Origin of the sequence: Actinoplanes xinjiangensis, assembly GCF_003148685.1 — a bacterium.
Taxonomy (GTDB): domain Bacteria; phylum Actinomycetota; class Actinomycetes; order Mycobacteriales; family Micromonosporaceae; genus Actinoplanes; species Actinoplanes xinjiangensis.
Window position 1 is genome coordinate 20,424 of record NZ_QGGR01000020.1, and the last position, 17,752, is coordinate 38,175.

Consider the following 17,752-nt stretch of genomic DNA (forward strand, 5'->3'; position numbering starts at 1 on the left):
AGTCGACCGGGCCGCCCGCGTCCTGGACTACGGATGCGGCTACGGACGGGTGATGGCCGAACTGAACGATCTGGGGTTCGGCGAGGTGTCCGGCGCGGACGTCTCCACCACCCTGATCGCCCGCGGACGCCGCGCCCACCCGGATCTGCGCTTCGAACGGATCACCTCCCCGCCGGTTCTCGATCACCCGGCGGGGAGCTTCGACCTGATCGTGCTGTTCGCCGTACTCACCTGCGTTCCCGACGACGCCGCCCAGCGCGGACTCGTCGCGGCTGCGCCGGCTCCTGACCGCCGGCGGTCTGCTCTACCTCAGCGACCTGGCCCTCCAGCCCGACGCACGCAGCCGCCGCCGCTACGCCGCCCGGGCCGGTACGCCCTACGGGGTCTTCACCACCGACGACGGTGCGGTCTGCCGCCACCACGACCCCGAGTACCTGCGGCACCTGCTCGCCGACTTCCACGTGGCCGCCGAACGCCACATCGAGGTGCCCACGATGAACGGCAACCGCGCCGCCGCGATCCAGCTGCTGGCCCACCGCCCCTGACCGCCACCCGCCCAGCCCACGCACCGCCGACCACCCCCGGCTGGCCCTCACCGCTGTCTCGAGGGCCGTGAGACAGCGGTGAGGGCCAGCCGGGCAAGATCGGCGGCTTCCGGCATTCATCGGGAGCAGTGACTCACACCGGATGTCGTCGCCCGCTTCGACCTACCGGTGCTCAGTGCCGTGGGGGTGTCTTCGCGGGTCGCGGCCCGGCTGGTCGGCCGGTTAGAGCAATTCCGCATAGGCGGACGATCATCTTCGGCCGATCTGGGCGGCCGCCTGTGGGTTATGGCTGCTTCCCCGGCTCGGGAAGCAACCATGACCCACAGGCGGGCGATCGAGTCCTCCGGGGAGCCCGGCCCCATGCATGGGTCGTTACCGGTGCGCTCGTCCGTGAGAGCGGCCTCCGCTCGCCCACGCGCTCATAGGCCCGGCGCTGGTCGAAGCGATGCGGGCCAGCTATTTCAGTCAGGACGCGTACCTGGCCCAGTGCCCGCGCCTGAACTCCGGCGCGCCGGTAGCCGCGTCACGTTGGTGCGGCGACCGACCGCGTCGGCAGCAGCGCCACGGTCGGTGCAGTGTCCGACCGCGCCGGTAGCCGCGTCACGTTGGTGCGGCGATCGACCGCGTCGGCAGCAGCGTCACGGTGGGTGCAGTGACCCACCGCGTCGGCAGCAGCGCTACCGCTGGTGCGGCGACCTACCGGGACGTGGCCGCGCCACCGCCCGACCGTCCTTGTCGGCCCGGCGGGCACATGGAAGACTCGACAGCATGATGATCACCTCTTGGAGCCGTGGCGCGTAAGCCGCCCGCGCACGTCCGTGCCACCCTGCCCCGGCGGCGGGAACCCGGCGTGCGGATCGCCCTCGTCGACGGGGTCTCCACCAAAGGCCTTGCGCGGATCGCCCACCTCGAGCGCACCCGTCTCGGTCCCGGGGCCGCCGCGGCGGCGCTGAAGTCATGGCAGGAATTCGCCCGCGCCTCGACCGACGAGCGGGCGGACCGCCTCTACTACGGTCATGCGGGTTGCTGCCCCGATCCCCTGGCCGACCGCGCGACCTTGGACCAGGTCCTGCGCGTCCTACCGCCCAGCGACGCAAAGGCCCTCCGTCACCGGATCGAAGCCCTGGACGACCGGATCGGTACCCTCGACGACTGACCCACCGGGGTATCAGGGCTGCTCGGTGAGGCAGCGCACGAGCACCGCGGCCCGGTACGCGAACCCGTCCGGCTCACTCACGTCGATGACACCGAGTTCGACGCGCCGCCGATCGGTTCACACGAATCCGGTGCCGGACGGCGCCAGGCAGAGGGCCAGTCCGTCCGGCGCCCCACCCCGATCGGCCGGCGTGTGATTGTCGTCGAACGCACCCAACCGCGGCGGTCCGGCGAGGGTAATAGGGGTGTGAGTGTGACGTTCGAGGACTGGGTGCGGCCGCATCTCGGTGCGATGGCCCGGCTGGCGGCCCGGCTGGCGCCGCATGCCGACCGGGACGACGTGGTGCAGGAGTCGCTGGCCCGTGCCTGGCTCAAACGCCACCAGTACGACGCGGCGCGGGGCACCCCGGCGGCGTGGCTGCTGGCGATCACCGCTGATCAGGCCCGCAAGGCCGCCCGGCGGTTCCGCGGCACCCGCGCCGAGATCCCGGACGACGGTGTGGCCGCGGAATGGGACGCCCGGATGGACGTCCGCCGTGCGATGCGGCAGCTGACCGGCCGGCAGCGGCTGGCCGTCGACTGTTACTACTTCGCCGGCCTGTCGACGGCCGAGACCGCGGCGGTCATGGACTGCTCGGTCGGCACGGTGAAGTCCACGCTGTCGGACGCCCGGCTGCGGCTGCGCGACCTGCTGGCGGTGACGGGATGACAGGGGAGGACATGACCACGAGAGACCCGATCGACGACCTGCTCACCGCGGCCGGCGAACGCTGGCGCGCGGCCCAGCCACCACCGCCCGAGCCGGACACGAGCCGCTGGGTGACTCCGAAGCGACGGAATTGGCTGGTCCCGGTCGGGGCGGCCGCGGCCACGATCCTGGCGGCGGGCGCCCTGGTGTTCGCCACCCACCGGGCGCCGCCGGAGCCGACCCCGGGTCCAGCAATCGTGGCGGCCGACCCGGCAGCAACGCTGATCGTCCGGGACGGCGACCTCGTCGAGGCGAGCGGCCGGGTCGAGGATGCGCAGATGTGTGCGCCGGCCCCGGTCGCGGGTGACTCCTGCCCGTACGGCATCGATGTTCCGGGGGTCGCGCCCACCGATGGCGCCACGCTGCACGGCCGATGGCACCCGGGGGAGTTGTCGGAGATCCGGCAGATGCCGTATTCGCCCAGCTCCGCCGGTTCGGGCGGTTCGGTCTACGATCTCCCGCTGACGCCGCCGTGCGCGGCACCGCCCGGGGGCTGGCCGGCGGACGAGGAATGGGGCACCCCCGAGGTCGAGGACCCGCTCCGCGACTACCTGCGGGCGCATGCCGACCGGTTCGCGGAGCCGTTCGCCACCCACAGCGGGGACGCCCGCATCCTGGTCGTCCGGGTGGTGGATGGCGACGTCGCCGAGGCCCGTGCCGCGCTGGCCGCCGTCTACACCGCGAACCTCTGCGTGGTCGCCGCGCCCGGCAGCCGTACCATCGCCGCCGACGAGGAGCTGCGGGCCACCGTCGGGCAGGCGGTCGGAGCGCTGATGGACGACCGGAGCCTGGGCATCTACTCGGCCGCTCCGGAGGACGGAAAGATGCGGGTGCAGATGGTCCAGCTGACCCAGCCGCTGTACGACCGGCTCGTCACGATCGGCCTGGACCGCCTGATCCTCGACCCGTGGATCCGCCCGGTCGCCCGGTGACCCGGTCAGCCGTGCCGGCGCCCGGCCAGCTCGATGACTGCCACCAGCGTGTCGCGGCAGTCGTCGGCGTTCGTCATCACGGCGACCGCGGTACCCGACGCCGGCCAGGCGTACGAGAAGCAGCTGTAGCCGGTGTTCTGCCCGGTGTGCCCGAAGCACCCGTCGCCGAGTTCGGTGCCGAGACCGAACCCGCCGGGCACCTGCGGCGTGAGCATCTGTGCGGCCAGTTCCGGCGGCAGCAGCGCGGACGTGCCGGCGCTGGCGCGGCAGATCTCCAGTTCCAGCCGCACCAGGTCGGCCGGGGTGCTCCACAGCCCGGCACCGGCCCGCTCCGGCTGCGTGTGCCAGCCGCCGGGCACCGGAACACCACCGGACCGGCCGCGGGCGGCACGGTCCCGATGCTCGTACGGGAAACCCTGGTCGTAGCTGCTGTCCGTCATGCCCACCGGTTCCAGCACGAGCGCCGCCATCAGCTCGTCGAACGGTGTCCCGGTCACGTCGATCAGGAGCTGTTCGAGGACGGCGTAGTGGCTGCCGGAGTATCGGAACCCGGCACCCGGCGGCAGATCACGCCGGACCGCGGGCGTGTTGGCCGGTGGCTCACCCCGCAGGATCTGGAGCAGCGACGGGACCGGCTCGCCCTCGGCGTACCCGGGGAACCAGTTCTGGGTCAGCCCCCCCGTGTGGGCCAGCACCTGGCGCACGGTCACCGTGCCGGAGCCCGGCAGCCGCCAGGTGGACATGTAGGCGTTGACGTCGGTGTCGAGGTCGATCACCGCGTCGGCGACCAGCCGCAGCGTGCCTAACGCCGCGACGTGCTTGCTGATCGAGCAGGCCGGGAACAGCAGGTCGTCACCGTCGGTGCGGACGTCACCGTCGAGCCCGCCGACCGCGATCCCGGCGGCGGAGATCCGGTCACTCCCGGCGATCAGTTCCCGCCATCGATCCTCGAAGTCCACGGTTGCCGAGTATGCCGCCGGACGCCACCGGGCGCACTCCGGCTGATTGTCGGGCTGGGTCAAGTCTTTCGGGGCGCCTGCCGGGCACGATGCGTGAAACACGCTCGTAACGCGAGGGGCCGCCATGTCGGAAACGCACGTCGACGTGCTGATCGTGGGTGCCGGGATCTCCGGCATCGACGTCGCCTACCGGATCCGGGAACGCTGCCCGGAACTCGGCATCACCATCGTCGAGGCCCGCGACCGCCTCGGCGGGACGTGGGACCTGTTCCGCTATCCCGGCGTGCGCTCCGACTCCGACATCTACACCCTCTCCTTCCCGTTCCGTCCCTGGCAGGGCGAGCGTTCCATCGTCGACGGCGACGAACTGCTCGCCTACGTCGAGGACACCGCCCGGCAATGCCGGATCGACGAGCGGATCGAGTACGGGACCCGCGTGCTCAGCGCCGACTGGAACTCCGGCACCGCCCGCTGGACGGTGACCGCCGAACGCGCCGGCGAGACCCTCACCTACGTGACCCGTTTCCTGGCCGGCTGCACCGGCTACTACGACTACGACCACCCGCACGACCCAGGGTTCGCCGGCACCGGCGACTTCACCGGGACGATCGCGCACCCGCAGTTCTGGCCGGCCGGCCTCGACTACACCGGTAAACGGGTGGCGGTGGTGGGGTCAGGCGCGACCGCGGTCACCGTGGCACCGGCGATGGCGGACGACGCCGCCCACGTGACCATGGTGCAGCGCACGCCCAGCTACGTGCTCGCCCAGCCGCGGGTGGACGCGATCGCCCGTACCCTCCGCAGGTTTCTGCCGCCGGACACCGCGCACCGGCTCGCCCGCACCAAGAACACCGCCGCCCAGTGGGCGCTCTTCCAGGCGTGCCGCCGCTTCCCGAACGCGATGCGCGCGCTGCTGCGCAAGGGCGCTGTCGCCGCGGTCGGCGACGCCGGCATCGTCGACCGGCATTTCCGGCCGCCCTACGACCCGTGGGAGCAGCGGATGTGCATCGCCCCCGACGGGGACCTCTATCAGGCGGTACGCGCGGGGCGGGTCTCGATGGCGACCGGTCACATCGACCGGTTCGTGCCCGAGGGCATCCGCCTGACCGACGGCACCGTCGTCGAGGCCGACGTCGTGGTGACCGCCACCGGACTGCGGATCAAACTGCTCGGCGGTGTCACCCTCACCGTCGACGGCGAGCCCGTCGACGTGTCGAAGACCTGCACCTATCACGGGGCCCTGCTCAGTGGCCTGCCCAACTTCGCGGTCTGCATCGGGTACATCAACCTGTCCTGGACGGTCCGGGCCGACGTCACCGCCCGCCTCATCGCGCGGGTGCTGCGCAGACTCCTCGACACCGGCGCCGACGCCGTCGTGCCGGTCGCCCCCGCCGATCTCGGCCCGACCGGCCCGTTCATGGACATGCGCTCCGGCTACCTGGCCCGCGCCGCCGACATCATGCCGCGGGCCGGGCGCCGCTACCCGTGGGCGTTCCGGCAGAACGTGCTCCTCGACGTCCTCGCCACCAACCGCACCGGCCTCGACGACGGACTCGTCTGGAGCCGCATCCGCAGGGAGGCACACGCGTGAAAGCCGTCGTCGTCCATGACGGGACCCTGGAGGTCACCGAGGTCCCGCTGCCCGTCCCCGGCCCCGGACAGGTCCGGCTGCGGGTCAGCCGGACCGGGATCTGCGGCTCCGACCTGCACGTGCGCCACGACGCCGAGGCCAGCGCCGACGTCGCCGCCGAGGTCGGCTACCCCCACTTCATGCGCCGCTCGCACCGGGTCGTGATGGGCCACGAGTTCGCCGGCACCGTCGACGAGTACGGGCCCGGCTGCCGCCGCCGCTGGCGAACCGGGCAACTCGTGGTCTCACTACCGCTGATCATGCACGGCGACGACGTGCACATGACCGGCATGTCCGAGTACGCGCCCGGGGCGTACGCCGAATATGTGCTCGTCTCCGAAGACGCGACCATGCCGGTGCCCGCCGGCGTCGAGCCGGGCCCCGCCGCCCTCACCGAACCCCTCGCGGTCGCCCACCATGCGGTCCGGCGCGGCGACGTCACCCGCAACGACACCGCGGTGGTCATCGGATGCGGTCCGATCGGCCTGGCCGTCATCCTGATGCTCAAAGCGGCGGGGGTACGACGGGTCGTCGCCAGCGACTTCACCGAGGGCCGCCGGGAGCTCGCCCGCAGATGCGGCGCCGACGTCGTCGTCGACCCCGCGGCCCAGTCCCCGTGGTCGGCCATCGCCGGTGATCCCGGCCTGGTCACGTCGGCGACCGACCTCTACGGCGCCGGCATCACGGCCCTGCGTGACCTGCAGAAGGTGCCGGGTGTGCCGTGGTGGACGGTGATGCGGACCGCCCAGCGGTTCGGGGCCGGTCCCCGGGGTGCCGTCGTGTTCGAGTGCGTCGGCCTGCCCGGCGTCATCGAGGACATCGTCACCCATGCCCCGTTCCGGTCCCGGATCGTGGTCGTCGGCGTCTGCATGCAGCCGGACACGTTCCGTCCCACGATGGCCAGCAACAAGGAGGTCGACCTGCGGTTCTCCTTCTGCTACGACCCGGTGGAGTTCCGCGAGGCCCTCCACATGGTCGCCCGCCGCCGGATCGACCCACGCCCCCTGCTGACCGGCGTCGTCGGCCTGCACGGTGTGGCCGGCGCCTTCGACGAGCTGGCGAAGGCCGACCACCACGCGAAGATCCTGGTCGACCCGTCGGTCTAGCTTCTACAGCGGCACCCGGTAGGCGGAACGTATCGATGATCGGCTCGTCGAGCCGGATCGGCTGCATGCCCGGTTCGCGAGCCGGTTCGCGAACCGCTTCGCGAACCGCTTCGCGAGGGAGCAACCACGGCGGCGGGCTCGGCGGTATCCGTCCGGCTGGTCGCCCGCTTGCAACGGATGGCCACCCGCGGAGCAGGCAACAACTCCTCGGCCTCACCGATGATCTCAATCCGGCTGGCACAGCGACGGCAGCCTCCCGGAATCGGAGCGCGAGGCCTTGTTGAACGCCCGCCTCGAAGCGCGGTGGCTCTCCCTCCGGTGAGCACCCTTCCCCAGCCGGCCGGCGGCCGCACCGCTGCGTCAGGTGCACCCCCGCTTCAGCTCACCCAGGCCTGCTGAAGGCGGCCCCGACCGGTTACGGTGCCGCCCGGCAGGCGGATGGACGGAGCCGTCCTCTGCGAAGCATCATCTGCTGATGACTGAGCGCCCGGTTCCCTCCATCGCCGAAGCGGCGGCCTTGCTGCTCGGCATCCTGCTGTTGTCCGGGAGCCTGGTCGCATTCGCCCTTGCCACCGCCAAGGGTCTCACCCAGGTCGGCCCTTATTCCTACGAGGCCGAGTTCTCGAACCCGATCTGGGTCTGGGCCGGGATGCTTCTCATCGTTCCCGTCTTCCTCGCCGCCCGGCGCCACCCGGGCTTCAAAGGATTCTTCGCGTTGGCCGCCTTGATCCCGCAGTTCATAGAGCCCGCCGTGGAGATGGAGCGGTACGCGGTCGCCGGCTACGGCGAGGGCCTACCGGCTCTGGGCTTCATCTGGCCCATCATGCTGACGCCACTCTTCATCTGGGCGGCGACACGCGGCGGCGAGACCGGCGCCAAACGTAGGGCCGTGCCGACTCTGACGCAGACCCGCTCACCCGCCAACGAATGACCGACGCCGACTCAGGACTCCGGCCGGAATGGCACCGCCCGCCACGAATCGTCTCGGCGGCGCCTCTGACAGCTATCAGCCGGGGATGCCGGGCGGGGTAGTCGGCACTGACATGCCGCCGCGAGCGCGATGGACATCGACCTATGAGATGCATGGCAGCGGTGGTCGCTCGGCGAGAACCTCACCAGAACGCACCCGCTGCCGGAATCCGCATCGCGCCCGCGGACCGACCTGCCAGTTGCCTGGACCGCCCACCATCGCACGTGCCTGCCGCCGAGCGTGCGGAGGCGGCTCGCCGGGCCGTTACCCTCCATGACCGGTCTCGACTGCCGACGTGCTGAACTGCCCATGAGCGGACGTTCAGCGGCGATTCCAGCCGCACTTGCGCTGCTTGTGACGGTGGACCGCGAGCGGCAAGATCATTCGGTGTGAGTCTTCTCGACCGGTATCTCAGTGGCGAACGTGACCAAGTATGGGCGGAACTGCGAGCACTCGGGCCGATCGAGCGTGGCCACGCACAATACGACGACGCCCGTGGCGTGGCCGCGGAGACGATGCGGCGAGTGCGCGGAAACGTTGAAAGGGTGCGGGCACGCCTGATTGACTCCGGATATCAGTTGGCCGCGCAAGACCGGGCTCACGTACCACCGGCTGCGGACGCCGGTGCACAACTCGACGCGTTCGAACGGAGGCACGGGCCGTTGCCGTTGTCTCTACGGGCGTTCTACGAGTTCGTGGGCACCGTGAACTTCATGCAGTCGGCGAACCAGTTGGTCCAGTGGCATAAGCGGGAGAACGCACCCGAGCCGGTCCCCGAGCTCAGCTACGCCGGGGAGTACGACCCCCTGGTCGTTCAGTCTCTGGACAACGAGGACGCTGAGTGGGACCAAAGGCAGGGCAGGTCTGCCTGGTACCTGGCCCCGGACGAGTGCCATAAGGCCAATTACAGCGGCGGCATGAACTATCACGTCCTGCTGCCCGACAACGGCGCCGACTTCCAGATCTACGGGATGATCTGTAACGAGGAGGACCAGTTCGGTGACTGGTTCGTCGACTACCTGAGGGAGACGTTCCGCGGTGGCGGCTTCCGCGGCGGCATAGCCATCGACGACGACGAGGTTGCTGGCCGGGAACTTCCAGACCTCGCGTTCACCCGCCGGCTCGCCGCCGGACTTCAAGAGCTCGGCGACGAGCGAAGCACACCGGAGGGCTGATCACGCACGGCATCGACACGCACCGCCCTTTCCGCACCCTGGCCGGCGGAGTCATTACTTGGAGTTCGTCGGCATCCGGATCTGATGCGACGCGCGTGTACGCGCCCCCGCGCTGGAGTAGACAGGCTTGCCGGCAGCCAACATCTCGGTCCGGCCTTGGCAGGAAGGCCATCGGCAACGCTGGCGAATAGCACTACAGCCGGATTTGCCGCCGGTCGTGTGCGTTCACCAAGAGGATCCTGATCACGTTCCGTGGCCGAGGTGACTGGCACTGACATTCTGCTTTCCGAAGTATCACCCGACGCGGATGGTCGAGCCGCGATCCCGGGGCCCGGAGGCTATTTCGGGCTTCCCCTAGGCTCCTCGGTCATGACCGGGGCCTCCGCGATGTCGATGTTCGCCGCCCTCCTGGACCGCTCGTTCGTCCAGATCAGGGAATCGGCGGCCGATGGCCGCTTCTTCGATCGGGAGAAGGTCATCCAGGTCGCGGACGTCTGGGACAACAACACCTACCCGCTGTTCGGCGTCGCGCTGTGCCGTCCGGGGTGGGTGCGTGAGCGGCGTGCGAGAGCGGCGCTGCGCTGGATGGCAGGGCTGGGATCGCAGCGCCGGGCGTGGATGATCGAGCAAGCCGGGGCCGCCGGGTACGGGCTGGAGCCGCTGCTCGGCCCACCGGTTCCCGAGACGGTGCACCACCGCGACAGCCTGGGTCGGGTTTGGCCTGGTGCCGTACCGGTGACCGAGGCGGTCGCGGCGAGCATCGCGGACGACTACGACCTGACCCGCGCCGAGGTCCGGACCGTCCGGGTGGAACGCGCCGGACAGGACCTGTCCGGCTATCTCGCGCTGACGGCCCCGCGCCGCTACGCCAGCCCACCCGATCAGACGGATGCGGTCGTGCAGGTGATGCTCGATGACGTCCGGGCCGTGCAGTTCGACAGCAGCGACGGGGCCGGCGCGACCTTGACCACCGGTGCCGACGGAGTCGAGGTTCGTATCGGCGCCCAAGGTCACCTTCGCGCCGCCTCTGCCGTCGTCACCTTCGACGACCCGTCCTGGCACCTCTCGCGTCGTGGTCGGGCCGCCGACGCGGACACCCCGAGCCGAAGCACCACCACACGCCGGCCCCGGGAGAGTACTGGGCCGAAACCGCGTGGAGCCGCGTGGGACGCCGCGTTCGTGCTCCATCAGGCGATGCTGGAGATTCGTTCGGTGCGCTACGCGAAGCTTGCCGGCTCGGCCCCGCTGCGGGAGCTCTGCGACGCCTTCGCCGGCGCTGGCGACGGAATACTCGCCGCCGCCGCGCAGCCCCGATCAAAACGTGACCATGCGTTTCGCCGGCTTGCCGAGCAATGGATCGGCGCGAGTCCCGAGCTGGCCCGCAGAATTGCGAGATGGCTCCCGGACGGCCACTGGCTCCATCAGCTGTCGCGGACCGGCCCGCACCGGCCTGCCGCCGCGGGCCTTCCGACACAGGCCCAGCTCACCCTGGCTGGCTACACCGCCGCCCACACCTTGTACGGCACACCACGTGATGCCGCCGCGGTGATCAACCTCGCCGCCCCGGACGATGACAACGGCTGGACGCTACAGGCGCTGGAGTTTTCCCGGTCAACGCGCCTCACGCTGGACGCCGCCGCGTTCACCGCCCCCGACACCGTCTCGGGCATCCCGGACACGTCGCTGATCCTCGGTAACGGCGCCCTTACCGTCATCAGCCACAAGCTCGACCCTCGCCATCACGACACCGAAGCACCATGACCTCACTGCGGGCCAGCGGCTCCCGATGCAGCATCCCTCGTCACAACGCGTAATCAGTACGCCAAGGCTCAACGCCCGGAACTGCCGATGAGAATGCGCTGGTTGGTCAAAGTACCGATGACCCCGGCGGATCGTGCTTAAAACACTCACTTACGCGGAAGTGTCGGGTGCACCCACGGGGGAACACCCCGACAACCGCATGGATTTAATAGATTGCAGGTTTCAAATTTATGCCGTCAATGTGGCTCGAGATGCACAACGTCCGTCAATACGCATGCGGTAGCGTCCATACAAGCCCGTGACTGTCCCTTTGGTGAGGAAGCCGCTGTTGATAGTGCCGGATTTGATAGTGACACCGGTATCAATGTCCCAGAACCGGTAACGAGTGGCAGGTGTGTCAACGCAGATTGCGATCGTGGGTTGGGCACTCCAATACAAGCTGTGGTCTGGTGCGCTGATCACTGCGGTTTGGCAACTAGACTCAAGCGTGGAGACAGTACAGGTAACCGAAGAGGCGGCACTCGCAGGAGTGGCGCTGATCATGGGCCCGGCCACGAGTGCGCACAAGACGGTCAGTGTGGCGGTCGCTCGGCGACGAACGAGAGACATTACTATTCCCTAACTTCCGGCCCAGAAGAAACGACTGACATTTTCGAGCTGACCATAGCTCAGCATCTATCGCCAAGCAAGGTTAGCCGCGTAGCGGTCTAGAATCTTGAGGCGTTGGCGAACGCAGCGACGGGCAACGAGGCGTCACGCCGGTCAGAAATCGCAAGGTCGCCCTATCACAATAAATCGAGTTGACCAAGGTGTGACCTGAAGCTGGCCGCCTGCGGCCATCGCGCTCCGGCGGCATTGTGCACAACGCATACCAATGCCAAGTCGCATGAGGCATTGACCACGTTCCTCGGTTGCCAAGCCGTACCCGACGCACGGATCTGCCGCAGTCCGCGCCTCAGTCTGGGTTGTCGCACCTGACGCCGACGCTGGTGATATCACCGCTGCGTACCAGTTCCCGGATCGCCGCGGTCATCGCCGCAACGCCCGGTTCAGGCACGATGAGCTGGTCGACAGCCCAGAAGTAGCTGCCGTTGGCCACCTCGCCCGTCTCCTTCCAGCGCGCCAACAGGCGCGCAACCTCCTCGACGGTGAAAATCGTCAGTGCCCACGTGGCGCCGTCCGGAAGGTCGACGAACGCGTCAACGTTGGCCACCGACGCCGCGGTGTCCGTGCGGGGATCGAGAAGGAACCGGGCCACGAATGTCGACTCGGTGATGGTCGTATACGGATCGCCGGCGCCCATGACGTCAATCATGAGGGACAGCCTGCAACGTCCGGATCTGCCGCCGTCCGTGCGCGTCGGCCGTCGCCGGGACGGCCAGCGACGGTCCGGGCCATCGATTTCGGGGTTCCAGATCGCGAGATCGCCACCAGGCATGCTCACGATCAGTAGCCCTTGATCGGAGCGCATCTGCCAGGTTTCGTACATCTCGTCATAAGGCACCACGAGGTCGACGCTGCCGAAGGTAACTGCCAACGTGCCGTGTGGATCGACCGCTGCCGCCGTGACTGGGGTGTTCAGCAACTGAATGAGCTGCTCGGCCACGTCGAGACTGACGGGTTCGCCATGCCGTTCGGGACCGTCAGCACGGACGAATCGCAGCGAGCCTTCGATCGTGAGCTCGTGAAAGGCATCGTCGTCGAACTCCAGCCGTACACCTCCACCCATGCGGAAGGCCAGTAGCCGGTAGCCGACGACAGCATGTAGCAGCCGATTGGCCAGATCGGCGTCTTCAAGCGCTGGAGGCACGAGCCGATTATGCCTTCTGCGGCTTACTCAACTGCCGCTGATGGGGCGGACTTACAGCCCATCTGCCGTCGGCAGGGCTCCGGTGCCCAGGAGTTGTCTGGCGCCGATGACCTCCATGCCGAGCAAACGGCCATCGGAGCTGAGGTCCAGCACGATACCGCCTCGGCCGACGTGGTGCCCGACGGTCTCGGCCACGTCTGCCGGTGGTGGGTTGCCGCCCGCAGCAGCGGGCCACCGGACGTCACCGGGTGGGGAACCGCCGGAGGTGTCTCGACGGTACGAGCAGCGCCGGGCGCGTGGAATGCCGGTTAGGGTGCGCGCCGAGTGATCGGACAGCACCATACGATCCGGGTGCCACTCACGGTGCGCAGATCGTTCGAGACCGATTTACCGGTCCCGAACCGCCTGCGAAGGCTTGCTCGTGTCAGCGGCGGTAGGTGCGTTTGTCCTTAAACAGTAACGTACCAAGAGTGGAAGATTTTCGATTGGCTCGGATTTCCGAGGAAGACCGCCACCGTTTGCGTTGCGCGCCGGCTTTTAGGCGTTCGGTTTGGGCGCTCAGGTTGCTGGCTTCACTTCCGGCAACTGTAATAGCGATTTTCGTGCTGGCGATACTTAGGGCTCCGCTGGAGGTGGCGGAAGCGATCAGCTATGTTGCTTTCGTAATTTTCCCTATCGGCGTGGGGATTGGCGTGAGTTCGAGAGCTTCGCTGGAGCGAATGAAGAAGGACGTGCTAGATAAGTATGACTTTAGCTCTTACGAGCGTGCCATGCTTCTGAATGTGATGCTCTTGAGGGCTGCTATTTGGAAAGATCGGGAGTCGACAGCCTGAATCGATGATGATATAGCAACAACCGGAGCGTTGCCCCTGGCGCTATCTTAAATTGGATTGAAGCGGTTCCGGTGGCCGATATTGGCCTGGACTCCCGTTGCCGCCAAGAACTTGTCAAGGTTCTCAGGCAGCCGTCTTTGAGCTGTCACGACACCCACCGTACGTAAGTTTGGGATCCGTAATGCGACGCCGCCTACCCTGCGCGAAGATGCACTCAACTGCCGCGATCCGCTCGTTACACCGTGTCATGGCTAACTTCGGGTCCCTCGGGGGTCCTCCGAGACTGCGTGGCGATCGGTAGCACCAACTGCGGGTCTTCCTACCTCGTGCAACGCGAGTGCCCTGAGCGAGGGCTCGACATGCAGCAGCCATGCCAGCGGAAGAGCCGGGCTTAGTACACGCGAATCCAGCCATGCCGGCCCACGGTCGAACCGTCGCATGCACGGTCCGATCGCCGTTAGGCTGAGATGTCATGGGAGCGAAGACGGCGTTGCTGGCTTTCTCAGACGGCGACCTGCGGCCGGCACTCATCAGCGAGATCCCGTCCCTCCAGACAGAGGCCGAGCGTCTGGTTCACGCCGTTCACCCCGGGCGCGAGGTGACGCCGACCGAAGACGAGTTCCTGACGAGGCTGTCATATCCGCCTGCGGATCGGACGTATGCCAGGGTGTTGGCCGGCGCTGAGATTCTGTGCGACCGGCGACTCGTTCTTGACCGGCCGTCAGAACTGCCGGAGCACCTGCTGAAACTGGGTGAGGGCAGACGGATCCTCATGCATGGCATGCACTCCGTCAATGACTTGCTCTGTTTCGCAGTGTGGGAGAACGGAACATTGATCCGCTCGCTGAGCCTCTCCCCAGACGGTGGAATCACCGAGAACATTGGTGAGCCACTCGTGTTCGAGCACCCCTTCTGGGCTGGCGAACATCCGGTTGAAGCGGATCCGGACTGGGAGGACGAGGAGCCGTACCCGTTGTCGTTCCATCCGCTGGAAATGGGCGAGGAAGCGTTGCGCGCGCTGTACGGCTTCGTCCGCGAGGGCTATCCGCAGCCCGACGACATCAACGCTGATGCCGTCCGCCTGCACGGATTCATAGTTCGATAGCGGACGGCGGAACCGCCGCGATCGTTGCGCGGCGCAGCCGCCGGTCGGCCGCCCGCAGCGGGCCTCGCGATTGGAGACATGCTGACGCCCGCGATCCCCACGACAGATGTCCTGGGGTACCGGGGCTCCTTCACCTCCCGACGTACTGATCTGCCGCTGACAATCACGTTCTGCCCCTGCCCCTTGGCGGCACCCGTGTAGGGCCGGCACCGAGCCGGCCGGAACCCACGGAGTTGTCGGCGGCCCACCGACAACGTAGTGCTGAATTCATTTGAGGAAGTGAGGCAAGTAGCCGAGTAACGCCTGGTAGGAACGTGGCTATGATCGAGTTGGCGACACACGAGGTGATGGCTCGCCGGGAGCTTCTGGCGAGAATCGTTCGAGACGCGCTTGCTGCCGCCGGGCTTCCTGACGTGTCTCCCAATATGAGTCGTCAACTCGTCTACGGAGGTGCGGAGGTGCGGGTCGACAAGCTCGCGGACTGCCACGCGCCGGTTCGCATCGAATGGCACCAGCCATGTACTGATGGACGCCGCCATGGCGGCGGGCGTGGGCACGCCAACATTCGACCACTACATGGTGGTCCTTGAGGGAATGCTCCGCGTCATGAAGGAGATACTCTCCTCGGAGGGCTTCGAGACTCGTGACAGCACCAACGACTTCGCGCCGTTCACCATCGAGGTACTCGGTCGCCAAGACGGCACCACTGCCTGGACGACGGCCGGCTATATAAGCAGCCTCGGCTTCCCAGGCGCAACGCACTGATTTGCCGCAGATCGTGCGTCACGGACCATCACGGCTGCCGGCGGGCGCCGACGCGCGTTGGCGCCGATGTCAGGGTGACCTGATCGAGGGTGACTTCATCTCAATCGTCTGTCGCGTTCCGCTTGCCACCCCAGCGTCACGGCTGACGGCCGTTGGCCGGCGGCCGCTCGTGCCGAGTTGAGGGTGGTTCAGACTGTGGAATCGCTATCGACTCATACTCCGCCGACAGGCTGGTTGGAGTGGTGAACTACCAGCCGTGCCCGGCGGCCCGCGAAGGTGCTCCTTAAATCTCTGACCTCACTGTTCTTTCGAGAAAAGAGGCCTGCCGTTCCATCGACGTGGACAACCAGCGTGTCATGCCGGTCGATCAGGCTGGAGATCCCCCTCGTCTGGATCGTGTCGCGCCAGGCGTCGACGTTGCGCCCGAACCAGGAAGGAAGCTCGCACGGGCCGGACACTCTCGCAAGAGAGACACCTGGCCAGCCTCGCCACGATCATCGGCTCGTACATCACGTCCGCGCCACCCGCCGGACGCGCATGTCCGCCATGGATCGACAACTCCGCGACACGCGATCACCACGCTCCCACCGAGTGGAATCCTGTGAACCGAAATGGGAACGAAAAAGCCGCAACCGCTTTATCCACAGGTCACGGCCTTGATCGTTGGTGCGCCCGAAGGGGCTCGAACCCCTGACCTTCTGATCCGTAGGGCGCTGCCCGTTAAGAGACATTTTCACGACATTGAATGCGCGCGCGCCGTGCCCTAGCCTCTACTCGACGCCGGGGAGGCGCAATGACCATCGAGAGCGATCTTGGTCCGAAATTGCCGGTGATCGGGAAACGTGCCCGGGAGCGATTCGCGTACGACATGCGCAGTGTCGGCGAGCTCAGTGACGACGGCCGGGTGGTTCCCATCGAGGGCGGCCACTACAACTCGACCCGCGCGGGGATGCTGCGGGAGTGGCAGAGACATTTCGAGGACCTGGAGAGCCAGGTCACGACGATCTGCGCCAAGCTGCGCGGATTCTTCCCGTACGACACGCTCAGTCTGCGGCTGACCGCCGGCCTCCTGTCCAGCACGGCCAATGCCGGGCCGCGCAGTTCCATCCAGGTGAACACCGGAACGGCCAGCATCACCGGACGGCTTAACTACGCGTCGGTGAACTATCTGCAGAAGGTCGACGCGCTGGTGCACGAAGGCCTCTGGCGGGGCGACGCAGCCGAGGCGTTCCAGCGGGAGTACGTCTATGCGCTCGGCCAGGCGAACGCTCTGCACACCGGCTATTCCTGGGCGCTGGCGGTCATCGTGCAAATGTTTCACGAGGGTCTGGTGTCGCTGGGGAAAGATCTCAACAACATCGTCGATGCCTGCATAGGCAGGCTGCCATCCGGGTCGACCTGGCAGGGGGAGGGCGCGAGCAACCTGAGTTATGCCAGCCTCGCGGCGGGCGCCATGAGCCTCATCCCGTTTCCTCCGTTGGCTATTCCCGCCGGTATCGTCAGCCTCGGGGCCGGTATCGCCGGAACCTGGCTGGGGCTGAACACCCCGGACGCGGGGCCGAATCACCAACCATGGCCGATCGAGGGCGACAGCGCCATCGAGATCCTCGCGGCGACCCACCGGGCCATCAACGGGGTCGACGAGGCGATGAACCAGATCGACTCCAGGATCAGCCAGGTGATCGATGGCTACCTCGACAACCCGGACGGATTCGCCGACCCGGATCTGGAGGTGCAGAACCCTTCGCTGCCGACCTGGACATCGAAGATCGAGTCCGGCCAGCCGGGTCCGATCGATCAGAACCCCTTGCTGGTGCCGGTCCGCGACCTCTACCACGCGGGCTACACAGTGCTGCCGGGCTTCGCGCAGGAGACCGAGGCCGCGGCCGGCATCTGCGGGACGGCCCGGCTCGACTCCAACCTCGGCGAGTTGTATCCCCGCTCGGTCGGCAACTACGAGGCGGCACGCGCACGGCTGGAAAGGATCCTGAGCGAGACCTCCGACACCGCGTACGCGGTCGGCGCGAAACTGGTCACCATGGTGGACAACTTCGAGATGACCGACGCCGAGAACGCCGAGCTGATCCGTCAGACCGCGGAGTTGACCGTGCCCGTCCCCCGCAGCGAGAGCACCCAGGACCCCGACCCGGTGTACCGGGCCTTCTGACCGGTCACCCCGATCCTTCGCTTCTCCGGAAAGCGGGGCAGCGCCGAGCACCGGACTTCGGGTAGAAACTGCCTAGTGCCTCATCATGCGA

General features: G+C 67.7%; 16 protein-coding genes. 13 read left to right on the top strand and 3 right to left on the bottom strand.

The genetic code is table 11. From position 1 onward, the window contains the following. Positions 1-52 precede the first annotated feature (52 nt). The 4 genes from BC793_RS33830 to BC793_RS33845 all read left to right on the top strand — a co-directional run bounded on the left by BC793_RS33830 (position 53) and on the right by BC793_RS33845 (position 3,380). On the top strand, positions 53-616 hold the full coding sequence (locus tag BC793_RS33830; protein WP_239170434.1) for a class I SAM-dependent methyltransferase: 564 nt from the start codon (positions 53-55) through the stop codon (positions 614-616). 719 nt (positions 617-1,335) lie between these two features. Beyond that, complete coding sequence (locus BC793_RS33835; protein WP_203896447.1) at positions 1,336-1,701, top strand: hypothetical protein; 366 nt, start codon at positions 1,336-1,338, stop codon at positions 1,699-1,701. A 252-nt stretch (positions 1,702-1,953) separates the two neighbouring features. Next, positions 1,954-2,409, top strand: a complete 456-nt coding sequence (locus BC793_RS33840; protein ID WP_203896448.1) for an RNA polymerase sigma factor — start codon at positions 1,954-1,956, stop codon at positions 2,407-2,409. Positions 2,410-2,420: 11 nt separating this feature from the next. Further along, positions 2,421-3,380 (top strand): hypothetical protein, encoded by a 960-nt coding sequence (locus BC793_RS33845; protein ID WP_109599998.1) that lies wholly within the window; start codon positions 2,421-2,423, stop codon positions 3,378-3,380. A gap of 5 nt (positions 3,381-3,385) precedes the next feature. On the opposite strand, the gene BC793_RS33850 is transcribed toward BC793_RS33845, so the two are convergent. Continuing rightward, positions 3,386-4,339, bottom strand: coding sequence for a serine hydrolase domain-containing protein (locus BC793_RS33850; RefSeq protein WP_158319437.1), 954 nt, complete (start codon positions 4,337-4,339; stop codon positions 3,386-3,388). 124 nt (positions 4,340-4,463) lie between these two features. Between BC793_RS33850 and BC793_RS33855 the strand changes: the two genes are divergently transcribed. The 5 genes from BC793_RS33855 to BC793_RS33875 all read left to right on the top strand — a co-directional run bounded on the left by BC793_RS33855 (position 4,464) and on the right by BC793_RS33875 (position 10,981). Then, a complete protein-coding gene (locus BC793_RS33855) occupies positions 4,464-5,930 on the top strand; it encodes a flavin-containing monooxygenase (protein ID WP_109600000.1) in 1,467 nt (488 codons plus the stop codon). After that, the gene (locus tag BC793_RS33860; RefSeq protein ID WP_109600001.1) at positions 5,927-7,075 is read left to right on the top strand and encodes a zinc-binding dehydrogenase; all 1,149 of its coding nucleotides are present in this window, start codon (positions 5,927-5,929) and stop codon (positions 7,073-7,075) included. The genes BC793_RS33855 and BC793_RS33860 overlap by 4 nt, the downstream gene beginning before the upstream one ends. Positions 7,076-7,550: 475 nt before the next feature. Beyond that, positions 7,551-8,006, top strand: coding sequence for a hypothetical protein (locus tag BC793_RS33865; protein ID WP_109600003.1), 456 nt, complete (start codon positions 7,551-7,553; stop codon positions 8,004-8,006). Between the two features lie 428 nt (positions 8,007-8,434). After that, positions 8,435-9,220 (top strand): hypothetical protein, encoded by a 786-nt coding sequence (locus tag BC793_RS33870; RefSeq protein WP_146246561.1) that lies wholly within the window; start codon positions 8,435-8,437, stop codon positions 9,218-9,220. Between the two features lie 387 nt (positions 9,221-9,607). After that, the gene (locus BC793_RS33875; RefSeq protein ID WP_146246562.1) at positions 9,608-10,981 is read left to right on the top strand and encodes a hypothetical protein; all 1,374 of its coding nucleotides are present in this window, start codon (positions 9,608-9,610) and stop codon (positions 10,979-10,981) included. 955 nt (positions 10,982-11,936) lie between these two features. Here BC793_RS33875 and BC793_RS51770 read toward each other — a convergent pair. Then, a complete protein-coding gene (locus tag BC793_RS51770) occupies positions 11,937-12,791 on the bottom strand; it encodes a DUF6188 family protein (protein ID WP_239170432.1) in 855 nt (284 codons plus the stop codon). Between the two features lie 470 nt (positions 12,792-13,261). On the opposite strand from BC793_RS51770, the gene BC793_RS49120 reads away from it, so the two are divergent. The 3 genes from BC793_RS49120 to BC793_RS33895 all read left to right on the top strand — a co-directional run bounded on the left by BC793_RS49120 (position 13,262) and on the right by BC793_RS33895 (position 15,494). Beyond that, a complete protein-coding gene (locus tag BC793_RS49120) occupies positions 13,262-13,624 on the top strand; it encodes a hypothetical protein (RefSeq protein ID WP_146246563.1) in 363 nt (120 codons plus the stop codon). A gap of 472 nt (positions 13,625-14,096) precedes the next feature. Then, positions 14,097-14,729 (top strand): DUF6928 family protein, encoded by a 633-nt coding sequence (locus BC793_RS33890; protein ID WP_109600011.1) that lies wholly within the window; start codon positions 14,097-14,099, stop codon positions 14,727-14,729. Between the two features lie 525 nt (positions 14,730-15,254). Further along, positions 15,255-15,494 carry a hypothetical protein gene (locus BC793_RS33895; RefSeq protein ID WP_109600012.1) on the top strand — a complete coding sequence of 80 codons (240 nt, stop codon included), beginning with the start codon at positions 15,255-15,257 and terminating at the stop codon, positions 15,492-15,494. A gap of 212 nt (positions 15,495-15,706) precedes the next feature. Here the strand turns inward: BC793_RS33895 and BC793_RS52885 are convergent, their stop codons facing one another. Continuing rightward, positions 15,707-15,952 (bottom strand): barstar family protein, encoded by a 246-nt coding sequence (locus tag BC793_RS52885; protein ID WP_109600013.1) that lies wholly within the window; start codon positions 15,950-15,952, stop codon positions 15,707-15,709. A gap of 287 nt (positions 15,953-16,239) precedes the next feature. Between BC793_RS52885 and BC793_RS33905 the strand changes: the two genes are divergently transcribed. Continuing rightward, positions 16,240-17,661 carry a hypothetical protein gene (locus tag BC793_RS33905; RefSeq protein ID WP_146246564.1) on the top strand — a complete coding sequence of 474 codons (1,422 nt, stop codon included), beginning with the start codon at positions 16,240-16,242 and terminating at the stop codon, positions 17,659-17,661. Positions 17,662-17,752: the final 91 nt, after the last annotated feature.